General features: G+C 42.2%; 16 protein-coding genes and 1 pseudogene. All 17 read right to left on the reverse strand.

Going from position 1 to position 20,438, the window contains the following annotated elements; translation table 11 throughout:
* Window positions 1-117: 117 nt before the first annotated feature.
* The gene (locus CKV81_RS03135; protein WP_095070318.1) at window positions 118-732 is read right to left on the reverse strand and encodes an arsenate-mycothiol transferase ArsC; all 615 of its coding nucleotides are present in this window, start codon (window positions 730-732) and stop codon (window positions 118-120) included.
* Window positions 722-1,762, reverse strand: a pseudogene (gene arsB / locus CKV81_RS03140) (ACR3 family arsenite efflux transporter). Before arsB ends, CKV81_RS03135 begins: the two are co-directional and overlap by 11 nt.
* Before the next feature lie 6 nt (window positions 1,763-1,768).
* Window positions 1,769-2,608 carry an arsenite methyltransferase gene (locus tag CKV81_RS03145; protein WP_095070320.1) on the reverse strand — a complete coding sequence of 280 codons (840 nt, stop codon included), beginning with the start codon at window positions 2,606-2,608 and terminating at the stop codon, window positions 1,769-1,771.
* 39 nt (window positions 2,609-2,647) lie between these two features.
* Complete coding sequence (locus CKV81_RS03150) at window positions 2,648-2,983, reverse strand: ArsR/SmtB family transcription factor (protein ID WP_095074188.1); 336 nt, start codon at window positions 2,981-2,983, stop codon at window positions 2,648-2,650.
* Between the two features lie 116 nt (window positions 2,984-3,099).
* Complete coding sequence (locus CKV81_RS03155) at window positions 3,100-3,999, reverse strand: 3-hydroxyacyl-CoA dehydrogenase (RefSeq protein ID WP_095070322.1); 900 nt, start codon at window positions 3,997-3,999, stop codon at window positions 3,100-3,102.
* Window positions 4,000-4,063: 64 nt separating this feature from the next.
* The gene (locus CKV81_RS03160; protein ID WP_095070324.1) at window positions 4,064-5,971 is read right to left on the reverse strand and encodes an oleate hydratase; all 1,908 of its coding nucleotides are present in this window, start codon (window positions 5,969-5,971) and stop codon (window positions 4,064-4,066) included.
* A gap of 301 nt (window positions 5,972-6,272) precedes the next feature.
* On the reverse strand, window positions 6,273-7,526 hold the full coding sequence (locus tag CKV81_RS03165) for an ABC transporter permease (RefSeq protein WP_095070326.1): 1,254 nt from the start codon (window positions 7,524-7,526) through the stop codon (window positions 6,273-6,275).
* Between the two features lie 25 nt (window positions 7,527-7,551).
* Complete coding sequence (locus CKV81_RS03170) at window positions 7,552-8,508, reverse strand: HlyD family secretion protein (RefSeq protein ID WP_095070328.1); 957 nt, start codon at window positions 8,506-8,508, stop codon at window positions 7,552-7,554.
* A 35-nt stretch (window positions 8,509-8,543) separates the two neighbouring features.
* Window positions 8,544-9,950 carry a TolC family protein gene (locus CKV81_RS03175; protein WP_185116913.1) on the reverse strand — a complete coding sequence of 469 codons (1,407 nt, stop codon included), beginning with the start codon at window positions 9,948-9,950 and terminating at the stop codon, window positions 8,544-8,546.
* A 140-nt stretch (window positions 9,951-10,090) separates the two neighbouring features.
* Window positions 10,091-10,321, reverse strand: a complete 231-nt coding sequence (locus tag CKV81_RS03180; RefSeq protein WP_095070330.1) for a DUF2007 domain-containing protein — start codon at window positions 10,319-10,321, stop codon at window positions 10,091-10,093.
* 71 nt (window positions 10,322-10,392) lie between these two features.
* Window positions 10,393-11,676: an amidohydrolase family protein gene (locus CKV81_RS03185; RefSeq protein ID WP_095070332.1), complete on the reverse strand. Its 1,284-nt coding sequence runs from the start codon at window positions 11,674-11,676 to the stop codon at window positions 10,393-10,395.
* A 15-nt stretch (window positions 11,677-11,691) separates the two neighbouring features.
* The gene (locus CKV81_RS03190; protein ID WP_095070334.1) at window positions 11,692-14,667 is read right to left on the reverse strand and encodes an amidohydrolase family protein; all 2,976 of its coding nucleotides are present in this window, start codon (window positions 14,665-14,667) and stop codon (window positions 11,692-11,694) included.
* 141 nt (window positions 14,668-14,808) lie between these two features.
* Window positions 14,809-16,146, reverse strand: coding sequence for an L-lysine 6-transaminase (lat, locus tag CKV81_RS03195; protein ID WP_095070335.1), 1,338 nt, complete (start codon window positions 16,144-16,146; stop codon window positions 14,809-14,811).
* 55 nt (window positions 16,147-16,201) lie between these two features.
* Entirely contained in the window at window positions 16,202-17,785 is a 1,584-nt protein-coding gene (amaB, locus tag CKV81_RS03200) for an L-piperidine-6-carboxylate dehydrogenase (RefSeq protein WP_095070337.1), read from the reverse strand.
* A 204-nt stretch (window positions 17,786-17,989) separates the two neighbouring features.
* Window positions 17,990-18,526, reverse strand: coding sequence for a GNAT family N-acetyltransferase (locus CKV81_RS03205; RefSeq protein WP_095070339.1), 537 nt, complete (start codon window positions 18,524-18,526; stop codon window positions 17,990-17,992).
* Between the two features lie 92 nt (window positions 18,527-18,618).
* Window positions 18,619-19,644 carry a bifunctional transcriptional activator/DNA repair enzyme AdaA gene (locus tag CKV81_RS13650; protein WP_095070341.1) on the reverse strand — a complete coding sequence of 342 codons (1,026 nt, stop codon included), beginning with the start codon at window positions 19,642-19,644 and terminating at the stop codon, window positions 18,619-18,621.
* 179 nt (window positions 19,645-19,823) lie between these two features.
* Window positions 19,824-20,420: a DUF2911 domain-containing protein gene (locus CKV81_RS03215; RefSeq protein WP_095070343.1), complete on the reverse strand. Its 597-nt coding sequence runs from the start codon at window positions 20,418-20,420 to the stop codon at window positions 19,824-19,826.
* Window positions 20,421-20,438 lie beyond the last annotated feature (18 nt).

Here is a 20,438-nt window from a genome sequence, read left to right on the forward strand (position 1 = left end):
TTGTTTGTTAAGGCAAAGTTCGGGCTTTCCTTTAAATTTAGTTTTGACATTTATCAAAAAAACGTCCGAAAATTTCCGGACGGTGTATTTTTTTGATAAAAGTTGAAATATTTGGTGTTACTTTTCGGCAACTTTTGAAAAGACATAAAACATTTCCTGGCCGATTTCTAAACTTTTTTGCAGATACTTTTCGTCCATTTCCGCATGTCCGTCATACATTTTGGGATCTTCGTAGCGAACCGGAATTCTTTTGTCTGCTCCCGCAATAAAAGGACAGCCTTGGTCTGCGCTAGAACAGGTCATAACTGCACAAAAACCGCTTTCGGGATTGAAGGGATCATCGTATTTCTTTGAAAATCCTACCACAGGCATTTCATCTTTGTCAAATTTTATAGCGTAAACCGGATTTTGATTTTCTGATAATTTGGTGATTTCAAAACCCTGTTTTGCCAAGGTTTCCGCAACTTTAGGGAACATTGCCGTGGCTTCTGTGCCGCCGGAAAAACATTCTACATTGTCAATTCTAAAATAATGGGCCATAGTTTGCGCCCAAATTTGCGACAAATGGCTTCTTCTTGAATTGTGAGTGCAGATAAAATTCAGTCGTATTTTTTCTTTGTGTGTCTGTTTTTCTCGAATGTAGTCTATTAACGGTTGCAAAACTTGCTTTCGTTCTTCAGAAATTTTGTTTTTCTGAAAACCATTAATGATTTCACCTATTTCAGTTTTCATTTTTATAATATTTTGATTTTAAGTAAAGACTGATTTTAACGAGTAGAATTAAAACAGGAACTTCCACCAAAGGACCGATGACACCAGCAAACGCCTGTGGCGAATGAATGCCGAAAACGGCGATGGCAACCGCAATAGCGAGTTCAAAATTATTTCCGGTTGCTGTAAAAGCGATGGAAGCGTTTTTGTCGTAAGGAATTTTCATCGATTTGCCAATAAAAAAACTCACAAAAAACATCAGCATAAAGTAGATGATCAAAGGAACCGCAATTTTTATAACATCGAAAGGCAATTCCAAAATTTTGTCGCCTTTCAAACTGAACATCAAAACAATCGTAAACAAAAGCGCATACAAAGTAAAGGGCGAAATAAATGGCACAAATTTTCTCTCGAACCAATATTTTCCTTTTTGTCTGATTAAAAAGTATCTGCTTAAAAAGCCCAACAGAAAAGGAATTCCCAAATAGATTAAAACGCTTTCTGCAACATCTTTCATTGGAACTTGAACATTGAAATTTCCAAATCCCAATTTTTGTGTCAAAACATTGATGAAAAGCCAAGCGTAAAAACTATAAGTTATGACTTGAAAAATGCTGTTTAGAGCAATTAACAATGCTCCATATTCTCGGTTTCCTTTTGCCAAATCGTTCCAAACAATCACCATTGCGATGCATCTCGCCAAACCAATTAAGATTAATCCGACCATATAATCCGGTTCATTTCGCAAGAAAATAATGGCAAGCACGAACATTAAAACAGGTCAGATTATCCAGTTGAGAAAAAGCGAAAGCGACATTGCTTTTTTGTCGGAAAATGCTTTTGGAAGCAGGGAATAGTCCACTTTTGCAAGTGGTGGATACATCATCAAAATCAATCCTATTGCTAAAAGTATGTTCGTTGAACCTACAGAAAGTTTTTCGTTGATTTCTTTGATATTTGGGAAAAAATATCCCAAAGTAACGCCAAAAATCATCGCCAGAAAAATCCAAAGCGTGAGATAGCGGTCTAAAAATTTAAGTTTTGGTTTCATAATCTGTTAGCAGCAACCAGAATTTGGTGCGCAGCAGTTTTCAGGTTTTTCGGCATAAACCGTAATACTAAAAATTCTTGTGTCTGAATTTTTATAGACCTTGATTTCTTCTTCGTTTAGATAATTTTTAAGAATATCATCAGGAACGATAATCGCTTTTTCCTTTTGTAAACTAAGGTTCTTAAATCCCGCATCCTGAATGATTTTTAGATATTCCTCTTTCTGAATGGCACTCGCGACACATCCTGCATACATTTCTGCAACGGTTTTTATTTTTTCGGGAAGGTCGCCGATGATGACAATATCAGAAATTGAAAAATGGCCGTTTGGTTTCAGAATGCGAAAAACTTCAGAAAAAGCCTTTGGTTTGTCGGGTACCAAATTCATTACGCAGTTGCTCACCACAACATCCGCAACATTGGCGGTTATCGGTATTTTTTCAATATCGCCGTGGCGAAATTCCACATTATTGTAGCCCAATTTTTCAGCATTTGCTCTTGCTTTTTCAATCATCGCTTCGGTAAAATCGATCCCGATAACTTTTCCTGTTTCGCCTGTCTCGGCACGCGCTACAAAACAGTCGTTTCCTGCACCACTGCCCAAATCCACAACCGTATCACCCTTCTTTATTTTGGCAAAATTGGTAGGAAGCCCGCATCCTAAACCAAGATCCGCATCTTTGTTGTAGCCGTTCAGTTCATCATATTCTTCGCTCATAATGTTATAAACTTCCGTGGAACATCCGCCTGCGCCGCAACAGGAAGAAGCATTGGTTTCTTTGTCCTGTAAAGCAATTTCAGAATATTTTTGCTTTACCATTTCCTTAATTTGTTCGTTCGTTTCCATAAATTTTGAGTTGAAAAGTGAATGTTCAGAATTGAAATATTAACAGCATTTCCCGTTTTCCAGCGGGTGGATTTTTTGGAAAAGCCGGTCAACAAAATGCTCAAGTTTCTTAAGGGTTTCAGGATTTACGCAGTAGCAGATAGATTTTCCCTCAATTTCCCCCTGAATGATGCCTGCATTTTTGAGTTCTTTTAAATGTTGCGAAACGGTCGGCTGCGCAAGGTTGATTTCGGCCACAATATCGTTGCAGATGCAGGTGTCAACCGAAAGCAGATATTCGATAATGGCAACTCTCGCAGGATGCGCCAGGGCTTTCAGCAAAGTGGCAATTTCGTTCTGCTCGTCGGTAAAATGCTGTGTTTTGGTAACGCCCATTTTTATATTTTCATATTGCAATATTACGATATAAAATTTAAACGAAAAAATTATTTTAGAAAAAACAAAAAAGTTGCCCAAATGAACAACTTTTTTTACTTTGAATTTATGATTTTCTACTTCAAAAAACCTTTACCCTGAAAAGTCGGGTTGGGATATTTATAAAAGCCTTCGCCACTTGAAACGCCGAGTTTTCCGGCATCTATAAACTGATTTTTCAGCACGTTGACAAACTTCATTTTTTCCTCATTTCCGGTGCGTTCCGCCTCGGTTTTGAAAATGTGGTACACCGTTCCCAAACCCACTACATCCAAAATACCGAACGGTCCTATTGGCGAACCGGTTCCGAGCATCCAGGTTTTGTCGATGGTTTCAATGTCGGCAACTCCTTTGGCATACAGCAGAATTCCCGAACTCAAAAGCGGCACCAAAAGCGTGTTAAGAATGTAGCCCGGCTGTTCTTTTTTCAGTGGCAGCGCAATCATTCCGATAGATTTTGCAAATTCCACGAGTGTTTCAAATACTTCGGGATTGGTCTTTTCGGTGCCCATAATTTCCGCCGTGTTGTGTTTCCAGATTTCGTTGGCGAAATGCAAAGCGAGAAATTTTTCAGGCCTTCCGGTTTCATCCATCAATAAACTCGGCAAGAGTGTGGAAGTATTGGTGGTAAAAATGGTTTTAGCGGGAGCGATTTTGGATAAATTTCTGTAAAATTCCTTTTTAATACCGATACTTTCCGGAATGGCTTCAATCAGCAGATCCGCTTCGGAAACCGCTTCCTGAAGGCTGATGGAAAACTGCAGTTTTTGATAGGCTTCTTCCAGTTTTTCAGATGAAATCTGAAGGTCCGATTTGTATCGGGGCAGAAAAGTATCAATCAGTTTTTTGGATTTTTCAATTGCTTCGCCGTTGATGTCGTAAATGGTCACGTCATAGCCGTGCAGTGCGGATTGAAAAGCAATCTGCGAACCCAAAACGCCGCTTCCGGCTACGGTGATTTTTTTTATTGTTGTCATTTTTTTTAAATTTTAGAAAACCTTACAGGTATTCACGACCTCACAGGTTTTTCAGGTTAAATAATTACTCCCCTTCTTGCTTATGCTCAAAGAGACCTTTCAGTTTATCCCACTGCTGCGCGAAAAAACCATCGTGTTCGTCGTGCGAAATTTCCGGCAGAATATGCTCGAAATAGGTATTCTTCAAAACTTTATTCAGAATTCCGCTGCCCGGAAAACCTTTGCCGTCGTTCAAAGTATTGGCGGCTTTTAACAAATGACGGATGTCGTATTGCAGCGGATTGATATCAGGGACCTGTTTGTTGCTGTCAAGAAGTTCATAAACCGCAATTCTCGCCGTTCTCACTGAACTTTCCATTGTAAAAACCACATCGTTATTGGTTTCCACAAACTGTCCGACCAATCCCAGATTTACGCAGCCATCGGGAACAACCTGTGGACGGTCGCCTTTGGCACGCGGCAAAAACATCGAAGTGATATACGGCATATAAGTGGTTTTCACGATCGTATTTTCTATGATATTATCCAGTTGATTTTCAATTCCTAAATGATAGGCCAACTCTGCCAAAATCTCGTTTCCGGTGCATTCCGGCATTGTTTTCTGAACATAATTTCCCTTTTCATCCATCAGCAAAGCATACACCCAGATGACCAAAACATCATCCGGCTGATTCGGGAAATGGGGCTGTCTGTTGCAGGTAAAACTCATCACCCAGTTGCTGTCGGTAATCGAAATAATACCGCCTGTAACGGTTTTGCCGGAATATGGATCGTTCACTGAATACTCTTTGAGTTTTTCGACGAAAGCAGACGGTTTACAGGTGAGCGTTGCCGACATCCACGCCGATTTGGAAACATCGGAATTGAATTTTTCAGGTTTGCCAAAAACTTCAGATTTTTTTGCCAGATTGTTCCAAACCGTCCATCCTTTTGATTTGCCGGAATTTTCTTTGGTAAAATCTACCAATGGTGCCGTATCATTGTCGCCATAGCGCGTGTCTTCCGTCATAGATCCTGTAGTGACGATCACAAAATCATTTTCACGCACGGCAATTTTCACTTCAGAACCGTTCTGTTCCGTGATGATATTTCTGACGGTTTTTTTATCGCCTGCGATTTCGATATCTAGGTCTTTTACCACGGTATCAAACTGAATTTTAACCCCGAGTTCCTGTAAATGTTTTCTTAAAGGCACTACGAACGTGTCATATTGGTTGTATTTCGGGAAAACCAGCGACGAAAGGTCGTTCAAACCATCGATAGCGTGCAGGAAACGGTGAAAATAGAGTTTTAGTTCTAATAAACTCTGCCAGTTTTCGAAAGCAAACATGGTGCGCCAAAACCACCAGAAATTACTTTCCAAAAAGGTTTCGGAAAACCAATCTTCAATCGTTAAATCGTCCAAATCTTCTTTTTTCGCGAGCAAAAGTTTCATCACCGCCAACTGATCTTTTTTATTGAGCCCGAATTTGCTGAAATCTTTTATTTCGCCTTTGTTGTGAATGAGCCTTGCTTTGGAATGGTTGCGGTCGTTGTCGTTTACAATTCGGTATTCATCCAGCACGGAATAAGGTTTCGGAAGTTCCAAAGCGGGAATATCCTGAAACATATCCCAGAAATTTTCGTAGGTAAAATCCATTTCACGGCCGCCGCGAATGATATATCCTGTTTCCGCGTTTCCCGAGCCATCCAAAGAACCTCCTTCAATGTTCAACTGCTCTAAAAAAGTAATATTTCCGGCAGGAATTTGCCCGTCGCGAATGAAATAATAGGCAGAAGATAGTCCGGCAATTCCGCTGCCGACAATGTAAACTTTGCTGTCTTTAAATTTGCCTTCCGGAAGTCCGATATTTCTTTGGTAATTCCCAATCTGATCGGGAAAAGGCATTGTGTTGGTGGGAACATTTTGCAGGCGAGTTTGGCTTGCATCGGGTTGATGATTGACTTTTCTGTGATTTTCGGTTGTGTTCATAATTAATTTTTTGTTGATTAATGATGACTCGAAGGTACAACCGCAGGTTTTTTAATCTTTTGACATTTGTCAAAAAGTGATTAGAAGTGAGAAGTGGGAGGTTAGAAGTTAGAGGTTAGAAGTTAGAGATTAGAGGTTAGAGGTTAGAGGTTAGAGAAAGTGTGCCAGAACTTCAACTGGTTAAAAAATTCTTAGCCATTAATTTAGATTACATTTCTTTCCTACATCCTTTCAAAAACTAAAAAAACGTCCGGGAAATTGCTTCCCGGACGAACAAACAAACTATAAAGAAATGAAAACTTTATATTTCTTGCGGTGTTGAGCCGTTTTCGTTAAGATTAATTTCTGATGCTGTAATTTCATCATAATCATCGCTTTCATCATCTTCTGATATATGGTACTTTTTGTAGAGTGAATTGATTTTAATTTTAAGCGCAATCCAGCCTAATACAAAATACACTAACGCCAAAATTAAAAGATGCATGAAGTATTTTTGGGTTAAATAATCTGAACCACGCTCCACAACCATGATTTTCAATGCCTCAAGATAAGGCGTCAGGGGAATAATGGAATTGAAATACTGCACAAACTGAGGCATCGCCGACGTTGGCCACGTAAATCCACTGACGATGAACGCCGGAGAAGCAATCACCATCAGATATTGTGTCGCCTTCAGCGCGTCAGGAACCAAAATACTGAACAGCACGCCCAAATTGGTTGATGCCACCACGAAAATTGCGGTCAGCAGGAAAAAGTTGGGCACATTCACCGGTGACGGAATTTTAAAATAAAGGCTGCACAGGTAGAAAAACAGGATGTTGAAATTGGCAAAAATCCACACCGGGAGGCATTTTATAGCCATCACCAACACCGCATATTTGTGTTTACCGGCAAAATCACGTTTAAAACTGTCGCGCTTGAACTCCTCTGCAAAAGTCACGGCCATAGCCATCAAAATGACCTGCTGCAGTACCACCGCCATCATCGCGGGCCACATAAAAATCAGGTAATTGCTCGTGGTGTTGAACAGCGTGATGTAATTGGCTTTAAACGGTTCGTATTGGGTTTTCGCAATTTCTGCATTCATTCCTTTTCTCTGCAGCGCCTTGATCTCTGCTCCTGCCGAAAATGTTCCCAGGATCTGCTGTATCGCTTTCGTAGCAAAATTCGCGGTGAGGACATTGGACGTGTTGATGTAAACCGTAATTTCCGGATACTTTTTCTGCAGCATCAGCGCTTCAAACCGCTCCGGAATGATGACAACAGCGGCAGCTTCAGTTTTGATGACCTCATCTTTCAGGGGAGCCGGCTCATCGATATAATTCAGGACTTTGATGGTGTGGTTGTCCTCAAACATTTGGGTAACCTGGTCGGAAAGCGGCGTTTTATCGTGGTTGATGAGGATCACCGGAATGTTTTCAACCTTCCCTTTTTTATAAGTGAACCCAATAAGCAATGCGTAGAATGCCGGTGCCATAAAAAACACCGAAAGCATGGTTTTATTGGTAAAAAAGAGCCGGAATTCTCTTCTCAGTAAATATCTTAACTGTTTCATTTTAATAGAATAATAATTCCGTCACTTATTTTAAAACCACATTGGAGTTCACCAGAATATTACCCAACTGGGCCCGATTATCCGGAATTACTTTAATCTCATAAACCGCATCTTCAGGATTATAATCCGGAAAAGCCGTCGTGATATCGGCGTATTTTGCCAGTTGTTTGATGGAAACAATGCGCCCGGTAATTTCTTTTTGGTTGTAATTTACGACCATTTTCACGGTTTTCCCTTTCTCATAAGCTGAAATTTTACTTTCCGGAACGGTGAATCTGAAATAAGTCGTGTCGGGAATATAGCCTGAAAAAAGTGCAAAACCGGCGGTCGCAAGTTCGCCTTTGTTCAAAGAAACCGTTTCGATTTCCATATCGTTTGTAGCGATCACATATCTTTCAGAATAAGCCACATTCGCTTCCTGCAGCGCACCCATCGCCTGATTGGCCTGTCCTTCCGCCATTTCTATTTTTTCGTAACGTGTACCGATCTGCACATCATGCAGTTCGGCGTTTGCAGCGTCCAACTGTGCTTTGGCACCCTGGTATTTCGCGAAGGCTTCATCATAATTTTGTGGCGAAAGCAAGCTGTCGCGGTACATATTCCTAGCCCTGTTGTAGGCTTTCTGCGCATACTGATACTGCTCCTGAAGCCCTTTTTGTTTGGCTCTCAACTGTCGCATCTGGTCGGCGGTCGCACCGTTTCTTGCCATTTGAGCCTGGGCCTTGGCTGCGGAAGTCGCCCCTTTTGCCTGTGCAATTTTTGCAGAAACTTCAGGTACATCAAGTTTTGCAAGCGTATCACCGGCTTTTACGGTTTGCCCTTCTTCCACATAAATTTCCAGGATCCGCCCGGTTACTTTTGGTGAAAAAGTGACGAGTTCTTTTCTCGTTTTACCTTCAATGGCACGTTCTGCGGGCTTTTCGCTGCAATTCACTAAAGTAAAGAGTGTAAGAACAGAAAGTATTTTTGATGTAGATTTCATTTCGTTTGCTTGTTTTTTAATTTTTTTTTAAATAATTAAAGATTTTCAGGATTAAGGTTTTGTGTAGATTTCATCAGTTCAATGGCGGAAACTCTCTGATTGAAAATCGCGGTCTGCAGTTCCAGCTCGGCATTCTGTAAATCCGTTTCTGCTTCGATAAGCGCGGCGGAGGTTTTGGTGCCGTATCTGAATTCCTTTTCCACCTGTTCCAAACCTTTGGCCGCGATTTGTCTTGCCTTTTCTTTTAGTTTGATTTGTGCGTTCGCGATGTTGTAATTGGTTTGGTTGTTGGCGAGATTCAAATTCAATTTTTTAATTGCGTCTTTCTGTTTGCTCTCCAGAATTTCTTTATCTATTTTGGCTTTCTCAATGGCGTGTTTGCCTTCATTACCGTCGAAAACCTCCCATTTAAAGCCAATTCCTGCGGTAAACATGGGAATTACGTTTATGGCACTGGGATGCAAATCGAGTTTTTTTCCCGTGCCGGGAAAAATTTCATCCGAGGTTGAAATGCGGTTGTTGTAAAGCCCGAAATACGACAGCGAAGTTTGCGCCTGCACTTTCGGAACCCACCATCTCTCTTCGGCTTTAATTTTATAATCTGTCGCGTTAATGCCGTGTTGAAGCGCTTTCACCTCTGCCCTGTTTTCTACGGTTTCGTTCAGAACTTCATAGTTTATTGGCTGAAGATCGTGTTCAATCATGGCAATACGCTCCCTTTCAATGCCGGTCAACAGATGGATCTGAGTGATCAGAAGATCCTTTTTACCTTCATATTCCACCATTTTAGAATCCAAAGTGGCCTGTGCAAGTTCGATTTTTTTGTGGTCGTAAGGCGTAATCAGACCGTAACCCAAGGCTTTGTCGGCCGTTTTTTTATTGATTTCCAAACGTTTTTTGGACTGATCCAGAACTTTTTTGGATTCGTAAACCAGCGACAACTGGTCGTATGCTTTGGAAATTTCGGTGATGACGTCGTCCTTGGTTTTCTGCATCATCACTTCTTCTGAAAGATTTTTTTCGCGGTTGGCTTCCTTCAGATATTTCACCTTTCCGCCGGAATAAATCACCATACTCGCTTCGGCTTTTGCAGAGGCAGAAAGACCGGAAATGTTGAGATTATTGCTCAGCTGTCCCTCAGGTACCACCGCTCCCGGAAAAACCGGAGGCACTGCCGGAACTTTAATTTCCGGTGAATTGATATGCGCCGAAGTGTACATGTAACCTGTTTTCCCGGTAATCTCCACTTTTGGGAGAAACACATCATTCAGCTTTTCGTCGTCCAGTTTCGTGAATTTGTTTTCTAAAACCTGCTGGTTCAGCGTTTCATTACTCTGCAGCGCACTGCTGATGAGTTCCTGCAGCGTAGGTGCCTGCTGCGCATAAAGCGTGAGCGGCAACGAAAAAGCTGCGCCCATAAGGAATTTGTGTATAGTTTTCATTTACTGTTTGTTTGTAAAATTGAACGTGCAAATTTCCGACCGCTGGAGAAAAATTCCTTTGATAAATGTCAAAAAAAAAACCGGAACCCCAAATGTTCCGGTCAAAGTAGTAAAATTTAAAATTATGAAATTGTTTTGGGTTAAACATTATCCGATTTTTGAAGCCAGGCATCAATGATTTCAAATGCCTTTTTTTCATCTTCGAGGCTTACCATTATTTTCAAAGTATTCGCCGTCGGCGTCGTGGTGAAGGTCATATATTTGTTTTCAACCGTGTTTTCAATACCGGCATCGGCCAGTTTAGATTTTACCAGCTGTATTTCCTGCGGTACTTCGCTTTCAAATACTGAAACTTTAGTTGTTTTATTCATTTTCTTCCTACATTTTGGAGCTTAAAATTACAAAATTTTTGATAAAATCTCTATTTTTTTATTAAAATAATTTAATTTTCAGAGGAATATTTTTCTCTGTACCTTCTGTAAAGCTCTTTCTGCTGATTGTCGAGATTCAGTTGCCGCCCGTCAATAAATGCTTCTGTAACATTATTGGTGAGTTGGTCCAGTGCATCACCGTCAGAAATAAAAAGGGTGGCACTTTTGCCTACTTCAAGACTGCCGTAATCTTTGTCTATACCCAGAATTTTTGCAGCGTTAAGTGTAATACTTTGCAGGGCTTTTTCCTTTTCCAGGCCATGCGCTACAGTAGTTCCGGCAAGGAAAGGCAGGTTTCGGGAATCTGAAAAATCTTTGCCGGAGCTGTAATCTAAAGCGTGCAGAATTCCTTTGTCTGAAACCATTTTTGCAAACGCGTAGGATAACATGGGCGAAGAAGAATCGTTTGGCGGAAGCGAGTGCGGATTGGTCACAATCAGCGGAAACCCCGATTTTTTAATGTCATCCAAAACACCCGTTAAACTCGCATCGCCTAAGAGGACCGTCTTCCTGAATCCGTTGTCCTGCGCAAATTTAATCGCCTCCAAAGCTTCATTGGCACCGGGAACCTCGATAAATACGGTTTTTCCCCCGGTATAAACGGGCTCTATGGCCTCAAGTTTATAATCCTTAATTCCGGATTTGGGAACATAAGTTTTCGCTCTCAGAAAAAGTGACTTCAGTTCCAGCAATGCAGCATCGCGGCGCTCTTTCATTTCCCTGTTACGCTTTTCATCGGTCGATTTTCTGTTTGCAGGCCACGAAACATGCAGCACATTATCTTTGGAAACCACGGCATCTTCCCAGTTCCATGCGTCCAGTTTCATTACCGAAGACGTTCCTTTCAAAACACCGCTTGCCATTACCGGCTGCGTCAGCAGGACACCGTTGGTACGGATCACGGGAATTACGTGGCTGTCGGTATTGAACGCAATCAACGTACGTATTTCCGGCATAAAAGCGTTGGCTTCGCGGTAATCTACAGTCGCGTTGGTGGCGGCAATTTCTACCAGACCAAGAGAATTATTCAACAGGATAAAACCGGGATAAACGTGTTTCCCTGCGGCGCTGATCACCTTTGCATTGGAAGGAACGGCACCGTTCAACGAAGTGATTTTGCCGTTTTCAAAAACAATCGTTCCGTTTTGCAATACATTTCCGGCTGCCGTATGAATTGTAGCTCCTGTAATTGCCACCGGAACCGTTTGTTTGGGTGCCGGTGCAGGACGCTGCGCTGAAGCTAATCCCGAAACGAAAACTGCCGCAGCAAATATTTTATATATTGATTTTTTCATTTTTTGAAATAAATTTTAGTGTTCGTGGTTATGCTCCTCGCCTTCTAAGGTGTCACAGTGGTAAAGCACTTTTACTTCCCTGTTTACAGCCTGTGTATTTCCTTTTTTCGAATCATCTGAGAAGAGCATTTTCTGGATCAGGCGGTTCTTTTCATCTTTTACCATCCTGTCTTTCATAGCTTGGGTTGAAGCGTCATAGTAAAGGATCCCGTCAACGAAAGTCTTGTCAACCTTAGCATAAATACTCAAAGGATTATCGGTCCAAAGTACCAAATCGGCATCTTTGCCAGTCTCTATTGAGCCTACTCTATGGTCAACCTGCATCATTTTTGCCGGATTCAGCGTTACCATTTTCCAGGCCTCTTCCTGCGGAACATTACCGTATTTCACGGCTTTTCCGGCTTCCTGATTCAGCCTTCTCGCCATTTCAGCGTCATCGGAATTAATCGCTGTGTTAACCCCTGCCTGAAGCAAAAGCGCTGCGTTGTAAGGAATGGCCTCACGAACTTCTTCTTTGTACGCCCACCAGTCGGAAAATGTAGATGCATTCACGCCGTGAGCTTTCATTTTATCAGCAACTTTGTACCCTTCAAGAATATGGGTAAACGTCTGCACCTTAAAATTAAATCTGTCCGCAACGTTCATCAGCATATTGATTTCGCTCTGAACATAAGAGTGGCACGTGATAAAGCGCTGAGCATTCAGAATTTCTGCCATTGTTTCGAGACGAAGGTCTTTTCTATAATTTTTATTGCCCGCCTTTTCTTTCTGATATTCCTGCGCTCTGGTAAACCAAAAATCAAAAGCCTGCTCTACACCGCCTCTCGATTGCGGAAAGCGGTTCGGATTATTGCCCCAGTTACTCTGTTTCACGTTTTCACCCAAAGCAAATTTGATGTAGCCTTTCGCATCGGGGAACCTCATGTTCTCCATATTCTCGCCCCATTTAAACTTGACAACCGATGACTGCCCTCCCACCGGATTTGCCGACCCGTGGAGCTGCTGAGCGGAAGTAACACCTCCCGCCAACTGACGGTAGAAATTGACGTCATCCGGATTGAGCGCATCACTCATCCTCACTTCAGCAGAATTGTTGGAGCCAGCTTCATTCACTCCTCGTGAGAGGCCAATGTGTGTATGCTCATCAAAAATTCCGTTGGTAAGGTGCATATTTGCCCCATTGATCACCGTTGCGCCAGAGGATGAAAGATTTTCACCAACCTGTACGATTTTCCCTTTAGAAACTTTTACATCAAGGTTTTTTACAATACCTTTTGATGTATTGGTCCATACAGTGGCGTTTTTTATCAAATAATCTTGTTGCACCGGCAGCGTTTCACTTCCAAAAGCTGAAAACGGATACCAAATTTTGCCCGGTTCGTCAGTTTTGTCAGGAACTTGTCTTTTAGCCTCAGGTTCAAAACCTTTAACATAATTTATGCTGAATGGCACATTGTTTCCGTCTTTGTTCACCGCAAATCCGTTTCTGCTCTTAAAATCCGTGATTGGATAAATCACGCGGTAATTTTGCAGCGAATCGTTCGGAAGTTTCAGTTCCATAGCTATCTTATAGTCGGCTACAGCCAGCTTTACTTTACCCTTTTTATCACCCTGGGAGATTTCAGCTTCAGGCCTGGTGATTTTTCCTTTTATCTTCAAATCATAAGGCTGATTATTGACCGTAACTTTGTACTCGCCACGAACATCAGTTTCCGGCATCCTGTTGATAACATTTTGCTTGCCAAGAACCCAGTTTTCGTAAATTACGGACTCTTTACTGAATAAATCATCCGAGGTCATAATGAAGTTAGCATAAGCACCTTTTGTCAGCTTACCAAGATCATTTGCCTGAAGAAGCTGCGCCGGTTTTTCAGTCAGCGCCTGTAAAATTTCCTCTTTTGAAAGGCCTTTCTTATTCAGATCTCTCAACTTTTCAAGAAATGAACCTTTGTCCTTCAGTTTATACATCGTAAGGGCAAAGGGCACTTTTTCTTTTGCCAAAAATACCGCATTGTAAGGCGCCAGTTCCCAATGTTTTAAGTCTGCAACATCCAGATCTTCAACATCCAAAGCATCCTGTATCTGGTAAGGTTTCGGATATTCCAAAGGAAGAATTAATGTCCCATTGGTCGCTTTGATCTCTTTAGCCCGCTGATATTCGTTTCCAGATCCTAAAAACACAAACTGCTGCCCAGCTTCATCACCAATCTTATCAGCACGCAGAACATCCCATTTTTCTGAAGTTTCAATAATGGTCGGCAATTTTTTGTATTTGTTAAAAGCTTCCAGGTTTGTATTTTTCTGAATATTTGAACCGCCTTTTGCGTACCATTCCGCATCCAGATACGCCTGACGAATCAGCGCGACAGAGCCAGCCATCGAAGTTGGATAAGCCATTTTTGAACTTCCTTTGTTAAAAGAAAGCAAAAACGCAGCGTCTTCCTTCAGGATTTTATCAGTGGCCAAACCTTCGCCAAGGCCGATTAAAACGGCTGAGCCGCGTACGATGCCGTCTTCATTAAAACTCAAGACCGAACCGAAACCCTGATTCAGATAATCCTGATAATCCTTCAGCTGGTTCGTGAAGGTATTTACCGCCCTTGTATCTGCTTTCACTGCGTCATTGTACGCTGCGGAAGTCGCGTCGGCAGGCAGATATAAGCTGCCGGGATTGTACTCGTTCCTTTTGGCTTTCTCCACACCCACATTGGCATAAGGATCAATAAATGAAGGATAAACATAAGATCCGCGACCATCCAAAACCACCGCATCTTTAGGGATCGCCACTTTTCCAGAAGCGATCACTTTACCCTCCTGAAATACCAAAACGGCATTTTCAACTTTGGTTTTGTAATCCTGGTAAAGGGTGATGTTTTTCACAGCGTACACGCTTTTGTCTTTTCCCTTAGTGTCATTTGGCCAGTAACCTACCTGTGCGTGGATGCCGACAACGGCGCTAAAGGAAAGAACCATGAGGACTCTTTTCAACATATTTATTTTAAATTAAGATCGTTTTCTTCAGTGAATTATCAAATATATAAATAATAATAAATCTAAACAGCATGCCTTATAAAAATAACCGGACTTATTTGCCCGGTTACTATCATTTTATGAAATTTTAAACTATTTTGTTTAAAATCCTCTTTTCAGAATATCTTCAATCTTATCCAAAACAATCTGTATTTCCTCCACATTCACATTCAAGTGAGGACGGAAACGGATGGAGCGGTCGCCACAGGAAAGGATAATAACATTCTGTTTGTAAAGCTCCTCGCGCATGCGGTCTCTCACCTCACCTGTCGGAAGATCGATGGCACACATCAAACCGCGGCCTCTTGCCGCCGAGATCTGCTCAGGATATTTTGCTTCGAAGTTTTTCAATCCGTTTAAAAGATAGTCGCCTACCACTCTTGCATTTTCTACAAGGTTTTCGTTTTCAATGACTTCAAGAATCAGTTTAAGGCGCATGATATCGATGAAATTCCCGCCAAAAGTGGAATTGATTCTGGAGCTTTCTCGGAACACGTTTTGCGGAATTTCATCAAATTTTTCCTTATTCGCCAAAACGCCGCAAACCTGAGTTTTCTTACCAAAAGAAATGATATCCGGTTTCGCTGTAAAATGCTCGAAAGCCCACATTTTCCCGGTGATACCAATGCCGGTCTGTACTTCATCAAAAATTAAAAGCACTTCATTTTCATCACAGATTTTTCTTAAACCTGTAAAAAATTCGTCACGGAAATGGTGATCGCCGCCTTCCGCCTGAATGGGTTCTATGATGATGCACGCCACACGGTCGGGATTCGTCACAATAGCTTCCTGAATGTGCAGCAGTGCGAGGTTTTCATTTTTAATCGTTTCCTCCAGATTTTCATCCGTAATGGGGAAATTCAAATGCGGATTGATAATTCTTGGCCAGTCAAATTTCGGGAAATACTGATATTTTCTTGGGTCGGAAGTATTCGTTAAACTTAATGTATAACCGCTTCTTCCGTGAAATGCCTGACGAAAATGGATGCAGATGTCCCCTTCAATATTTAAATCTTTTTCAAAATTCTTACGCGTTTTCCAGTCGAAACAGGCTTTCATTGCGTTCTCTACGGCTAAAGTTCCACCCGAAATAAAGAAGGCGTACTGGAGATGCTCCGGAATCGCCACTCTTTCAAAAACTTCCATAAAATCAGCGTATTCTTCGGAATAAACATCCGCCAAAGTCGGTTTGTTAATGGCCATTTTTCCAAGCCAGTCAGTATGCTGTACCAGATACGGGTGATTGTAGCCGATGGACGCCGAAGCAAACATCGAAAACATATCGAGGTAATCTTTTCCTGAAATTTTGTCATGGATCCACGAGCCATGGGATTTTTCAAGATCCATAACGAAGTCGAAACCGTCGGCAAGGATATGGCGCGACAGCGTGGCTTTTACTTTGTTGGTAATTTCAGGATGTGATTCGATTGAAGCATTCATATTGATAAGTTTGATTTTGAGGTTAAATTTGATGAGATTAGGTTAAGGCTGAGTTTTACACCGCGTCCACTTCATTTTCTTTCTTTCCGCTAAGGTCGAATTTAATTCCTTGTGCAAGTGGCAATGCGGTGCTGTAATTGATGGTATTGGTCTGGCGTCTCATATAATATTTCCAGACATCGGAGCCTGATTCCCTGCCGCCGCCTGTTTCCTTTTCTCCACCGAAAGCGCCACCGATTTCCGCACCGGAAGTTCCGATATTCACGTTTGCAATGCCACAGTCGGAGCCGGCGTGAGAAAGAAAGAGTTCGGCTTCGCGAAGATTTTGCGTCATAATCGCAGAAGAAAGCCCCTGAGGAACGTCGTTCTGCATTGCGATGGCTTCATCCAAAGTTCTGTATTTCATTAAATATAAAATCGGTGCAAAGGTCTCGTTCTGCACGATTTCGTAAGAATTTTCCACTTCGGCAATGCACGGTTTTACGTAGCAGCCCGATTTGTAATCTTTCCCCGAAAGCACTTCACCTTCTACCACAAACGTACCGCCTTCTTTTTTGCATTTTTCTATTGCAGCTTCGTACTGTTTTACTGCATCAACGTCTATTAGGGGGCCAACGTGATTTTTTTCGTCCAAAGGATTTCCTATTTTCAATTGACCATACGCCTGTACCAGGCGGTTTTTCACTTCATCATAAACACTTTCGTGAATGATGAGTCTTCTGGTGGATGTACATCTTTGCCCTGCAGTTCCTACGGCTCCGAATACCGCACCGATAACCGACATGTCCAGATCTGCATTTTCAGTGATGATGATCGCGTTGTTTCCGCCCAGTTCAAGAATAGATTTCCCGAAACGTTCGGCCACTTTTACGCCAACTATTCTTCCGACTCTTGTAGAACCGGTGAAGGAAACCAAAGCGACATTTCTGTCTGCCACCATTTTTTCGCCAATGGTGTGATCGCCGACGATCATGCCCGAAATGCCCAGCGGTAAATTATTTTCCTTTAAAACTTCTGCAATGATATTCTGGCACGCAATCGCGCAAAGCGGTGTTTTTTCAGAAGGTTTCCAGATGGTGACATTGCCGCAGATCCACGACAAAGCCGTATTCCAGCTCCAAACTGCCACCGGAAAATTGAACGCGGAAATAATACCCACAATCCCAAGCGGGTGATACTGCTCGTACATGCGGTGCAAAGGCCTTTCCGAATGCATTGTATAACCATGAAGCTGGCGCGAAAGCCCCACTGCAAAATCACAGATGTCTATCATTTCCTGCACTTCGCCCAGGCCTTCCTGCAAGGATTTCCCCATTTCGTACGACACCAGTTTTCCCAGATCTTCCTTGTACTCACGCAGCTTCATCCCAAACTGGCGCACCAGTTCTCCCCTCTTCGGAGCGGGCATTTGGCGAAATTCCAGGAATGCCTGTTTTGCGGTTTCTACAACTTTCTCGTAATCCTCTTCGTTGCCGGATTTCACTTTTGCGATTAGGTTTCCGTCTGTTGGGGAATAGCTTTCAATCACGCTGCCGCCTGCGAAATATTTTCCGCCGCTGGAAACGCCTTTGTTTTCTGATTTAATTCCTAATTTTTTGAGTGATTTTTCAATACCGAAATCTTTGTCTTTTTTTGCCATTTTTAATTTCTTGGTTCGCTTTTAAAGATAAAAACTATTCGGTAAATAAAAAAATTTGCATGCTAATCCGGCAAAATCTTTTCAAGTTGTAATGAAATACCGCAACGGCCAAATTTCCTGAAAAGGATAAACTCAGTTCATTTTCACTGAGAATTTTCCGATCTTTTATTATTGAGAAACATTTAGTTTACAAAAAAAGAGACTTTATGCCTCTCTTTTTTTCCAGTCCTCTTTCCGGATCCAGTATTCTATGTTATTGCGGTCGGGTTCGCCGTGGTACGGGATTACAATTTCGCCTTTATTTTCTGCGCCCAATCTTTCCATCGCCCTACGGGACCGCCAATTTTCAGCACCGACGTGGAATTTCACCAGATCCACATAATCAAAAATATAATCCAGCATCATTTTCTTTACCTGCGGATTGAGTTTCGAGCCCCAAAATTTCCTGCCGTAAAAGGTATAGCCAATAAAAATCGAACCTTCATCTTGGTCCCAACTGTAAAAACGTGTGCTTCCTGCCACTTCGCCACTTTCTTTCTCGATTATTAAAAAAGCACCTCCGCTAGACATCGCCCCTTCAAAAAAATTACGGAAAACGTCCCGTTCATAGCGGTTTTTGTTGGGATGCATTTCCCAAACCAGCGGATCCGAAGCCACTTCATAAAGCCGTTCAAAATCAGATTCCTGTAGTGGATGCAGGATTACTTTGTCGTTTTCGAGGGTGGGCTGAAGGAAATTCATTTCTTAAGTTTTGAGTTGTAGGGTTGGATTATGAATGCTCTGAAGAAAACTTAGCTAAATTAAGAAAGTTTTCTATTCTGAACATTCAATTTTCACCTAAAAAGAATCGCTTTTTCCAGCTCCAAAAGTTTCTGTTTGCGCCAGATTCCGCCCCCATAGCCGATGAGTTTTCCATTTTTCCCAATTACGCGGTGACACGGGATGATGATGGAAATCTTGTTGAGGCCATTGGCGTTGGCAACAGCGCGAACGGCTTGCGGGTTTCCTAAAATCTGAGCCTGCTCCAGGTAGCTGCGCGTAGTTCCGTACGGGATTTTGCGCAAAACTTCCCAGACGCTTTTCTGAAATTCCGTTCCCACCGGCGACAGAGGTACCGTAAATTCTTTTCTTTTACCCTCAAAATATTCCGCCAGTTCGCTTTCCAAAGTCCTGAAATGCGGATTTTCTCCCTGAATAATATTGGCATTAAAATGCTTTGAGATTTCTTTCAGTTCGGTCGGGAGCGCCTTGCGGTCGGAAAATTCCAGCATACAGATGCCGTTTTCATCGGCGCAGGCTATCATCGTTCCGAGCGGGGTTTCGATGCGTTTCAGGTCGACTACTTTTTCGTGTTTTGAATTTGTTGGCGAAACGCCGAAGATGTTTTTAAAGCTGTCATTGAAGCCGCTCAAACTCTCATAACCGCTGTTGAAAGCCGTTTCCGTTACATTTTCCCCGGAACTCAGTTTTTTGAAGGCCGAATTCAGTTTGTGCATCCGCTGGAACGCCTGAAAAGTCATCCCGTGGTGTTTCTGAAACCAGCGGCGGACTGTTGCCGGCTCCAGACCACGCTTCACCAGATCATAATCTTTGAATTTCAACCCCGGATTTTCAGACAATTCATTTAATAATTTTTGAATTTCTACAGGTGTTTGATCCGGATTTTCCAGTGGCTTGCAAACTTTGCATGGGCGGTAACCTTTAAGCATCGCGTCTTTGGTATTGGTGAAAAATTCCACGTTTTCAAATTTCGGTTTACGGGCGGTGCAGGTTGGGCGGCAAAAAATTCCGGTGGTTTTCACGCCCATCCAAAAAACACCCTCGAATTCGGGGTTTTTGTCGCAGGACGCTTTGTACATTATTTGTGGGGAAAGGGTCACGGTTTAAGATTTATTGTTCAAAGTTATCGGTATTAAAAATATTCAACAACCGAAAAATTAACAACCATTTTGGGGATTTGGCTGGAGCCATGTTCTTTTTTTCAAAACTGAAAGCGGGCTAAAGCCCGCTCCTATTGATGTGCTATAAATAAAGTATTCTATTTTTTCGCTGCTGCGCTACGCTCCAATTCCCTGATTTCTTTTAGTTTGTCAACAATTTTCGCAACATTTTCAGGATTGCCGGTCTTCATGGGAACGACAGCTTTTACATTGTCCCATTTGAAAACCAAGTCAATTGCGTTGTCATCCAGCGGCTGCAAAGCAATCTCAAAAAACTCCTGTCTGTCGGCCATTTTTTGCACCGGTACAACCACGGAATATAAATCTTTGCTGGCATCATAAGCCGTTCCCCAACTTTGCGAATCGCTGTTCAGGATGATTTTCCAGTCTTTCTCGTTCGGCAGGATGTAGAGCCCATATTTCCCGGCCGGAACCGTCACTCCACCGAAATTAATCGACTGGCGAAATTCAATTTTTGTGGAAGAATTCGCACCGGCGCGCCAAACTTTACCGTACGGAACCAGATCACCGAAAACTTTTCTGCCTTTCACACCCGGTCTTCCGTAATCTACCGTGATTTTTGACATTGAAAACTGCTGTTCAACCGTGGCTCTTGGACTTGCTGCCGGGAGAGTCCATTGGGAATAAGCGGAAACGGAAATGGCGAACAAGGCTGTAATAAGGAGTCTTTTCATAAAATTATTTTTGCTAAA

This window comes from Chryseobacterium taklimakanense, from assembly GCF_900187185.1.
In the GTDB taxonomy this organism is placed as follows: Bacteria; Bacteroidota; Bacteroidia; order Flavobacteriales; family Weeksellaceae; genus Planobacterium; species Planobacterium taklimakanense.

What these genes read in the sequence shown, in the direction of transcription:
- CKV81_RS03180 (WP_095070330.1), bottom strand. Translation starts at nt 10,321, where the DNA reads ATGAATAAAACAACTAAAGTTTCAGTATTTGAAAGCGAAGTACCGCAG.
- CKV81_RS03170 (WP_095070328.1), bottom strand. Translation starts at nt 8,508, where the DNA reads ATGAAATCTACATCAAAAATACTTTCTGTTCTTACACTCTTTACTTTA.
- CKV81_RS03145 (WP_095070320.1), bottom strand. Translation starts at nt 2,608, where the DNA reads ATGGAAACGAACGAACAAATTAAGGAAATGGTAAAGCAAAAATATTCT.
- CKV81_RS03190 (WP_095070334.1), bottom strand. Translation starts at nt 14,667, where the DNA reads ATGTTGAAAAGAGTCCTCATGGTTCTTTCCTTTAGCGCCGTTGTCGGC.
- CKV81_RS13650 (WP_095070341.1), bottom strand. Translation starts at nt 19,644, where the DNA reads ATGTACAAAGCGTCCTGCGACAAAAACCCCGAATTCGAGGGTGTTTTT.
- CKV81_RS03135 (WP_095070318.1), bottom strand. Translation starts at nt 732, where the DNA reads ATGAAAACTGAAATAGGTGAAATCATTAATGGTTTTCAGAAAAACAAA.
- CKV81_RS03185 (WP_095070332.1), bottom strand. Translation starts at nt 11,676, where the DNA reads ATGAAAAAATCAATATATAAAATATTTGCTGCGGCAGTTTTCGTTTCG.
- CKV81_RS03205 (WP_095070339.1), bottom strand. Translation starts at nt 18,526, where the DNA reads ATGAATTTCCTTCAGCCCACCCTCGAAAACGACAAAGTAATCCTGCAT.
- CKV81_RS03155 (WP_095070322.1), bottom strand. Translation starts at nt 3,999, where the DNA reads ATGACAACAATAAAAAAAATCACCGTAGCCGGAAGCGGCGTTTTGGGT.
- CKV81_RS03160 (WP_095070324.1), bottom strand. Translation starts at nt 5,971, where the DNA reads ATGAACACAACCGAAAATCACAGAAAAGTCAATCATCAACCCGATGCA.
- CKV81_RS03175 (WP_185116913.1), bottom strand. Translation starts at nt 9,950, where the DNA reads ATGAAAACTATACACAAATTCCTTATGGGCGCAGCTTTTTCGTTGCCG.
- CKV81_RS03215 (WP_095070343.1), bottom strand. Translation starts at nt 20,420, where the DNA reads ATGAAAAGACTCCTTATTACAGCCTTGTTCGCCATTTCCGTTTCCGCT.
- amaB (WP_095070337.1), bottom strand. Translation starts at nt 17,785, where the DNA reads ATGGCAAAAAAAGACAAAGATTTCGGTATTGAAAAATCACTCAAAAAA.
- CKV81_RS03165 (WP_095070326.1), bottom strand. Translation starts at nt 7,526, where the DNA reads ATGAAACAGTTAAGATATTTACTGAGAAGAGAATTCCGGCTCTTTTTT.
- lat (WP_095070335.1), bottom strand. Translation starts at nt 16,146, where the DNA reads ATGAATGCTTCAATCGAATCACATCCTGAAATTACCAACAAAGTAAAA.
- CKV81_RS03150 (WP_095074188.1), bottom strand. Translation starts at nt 2,983, where the DNA reads ATGGGCGTTACCAAAACACAGCATTTTACCGACGAGCAGAACGAAATT.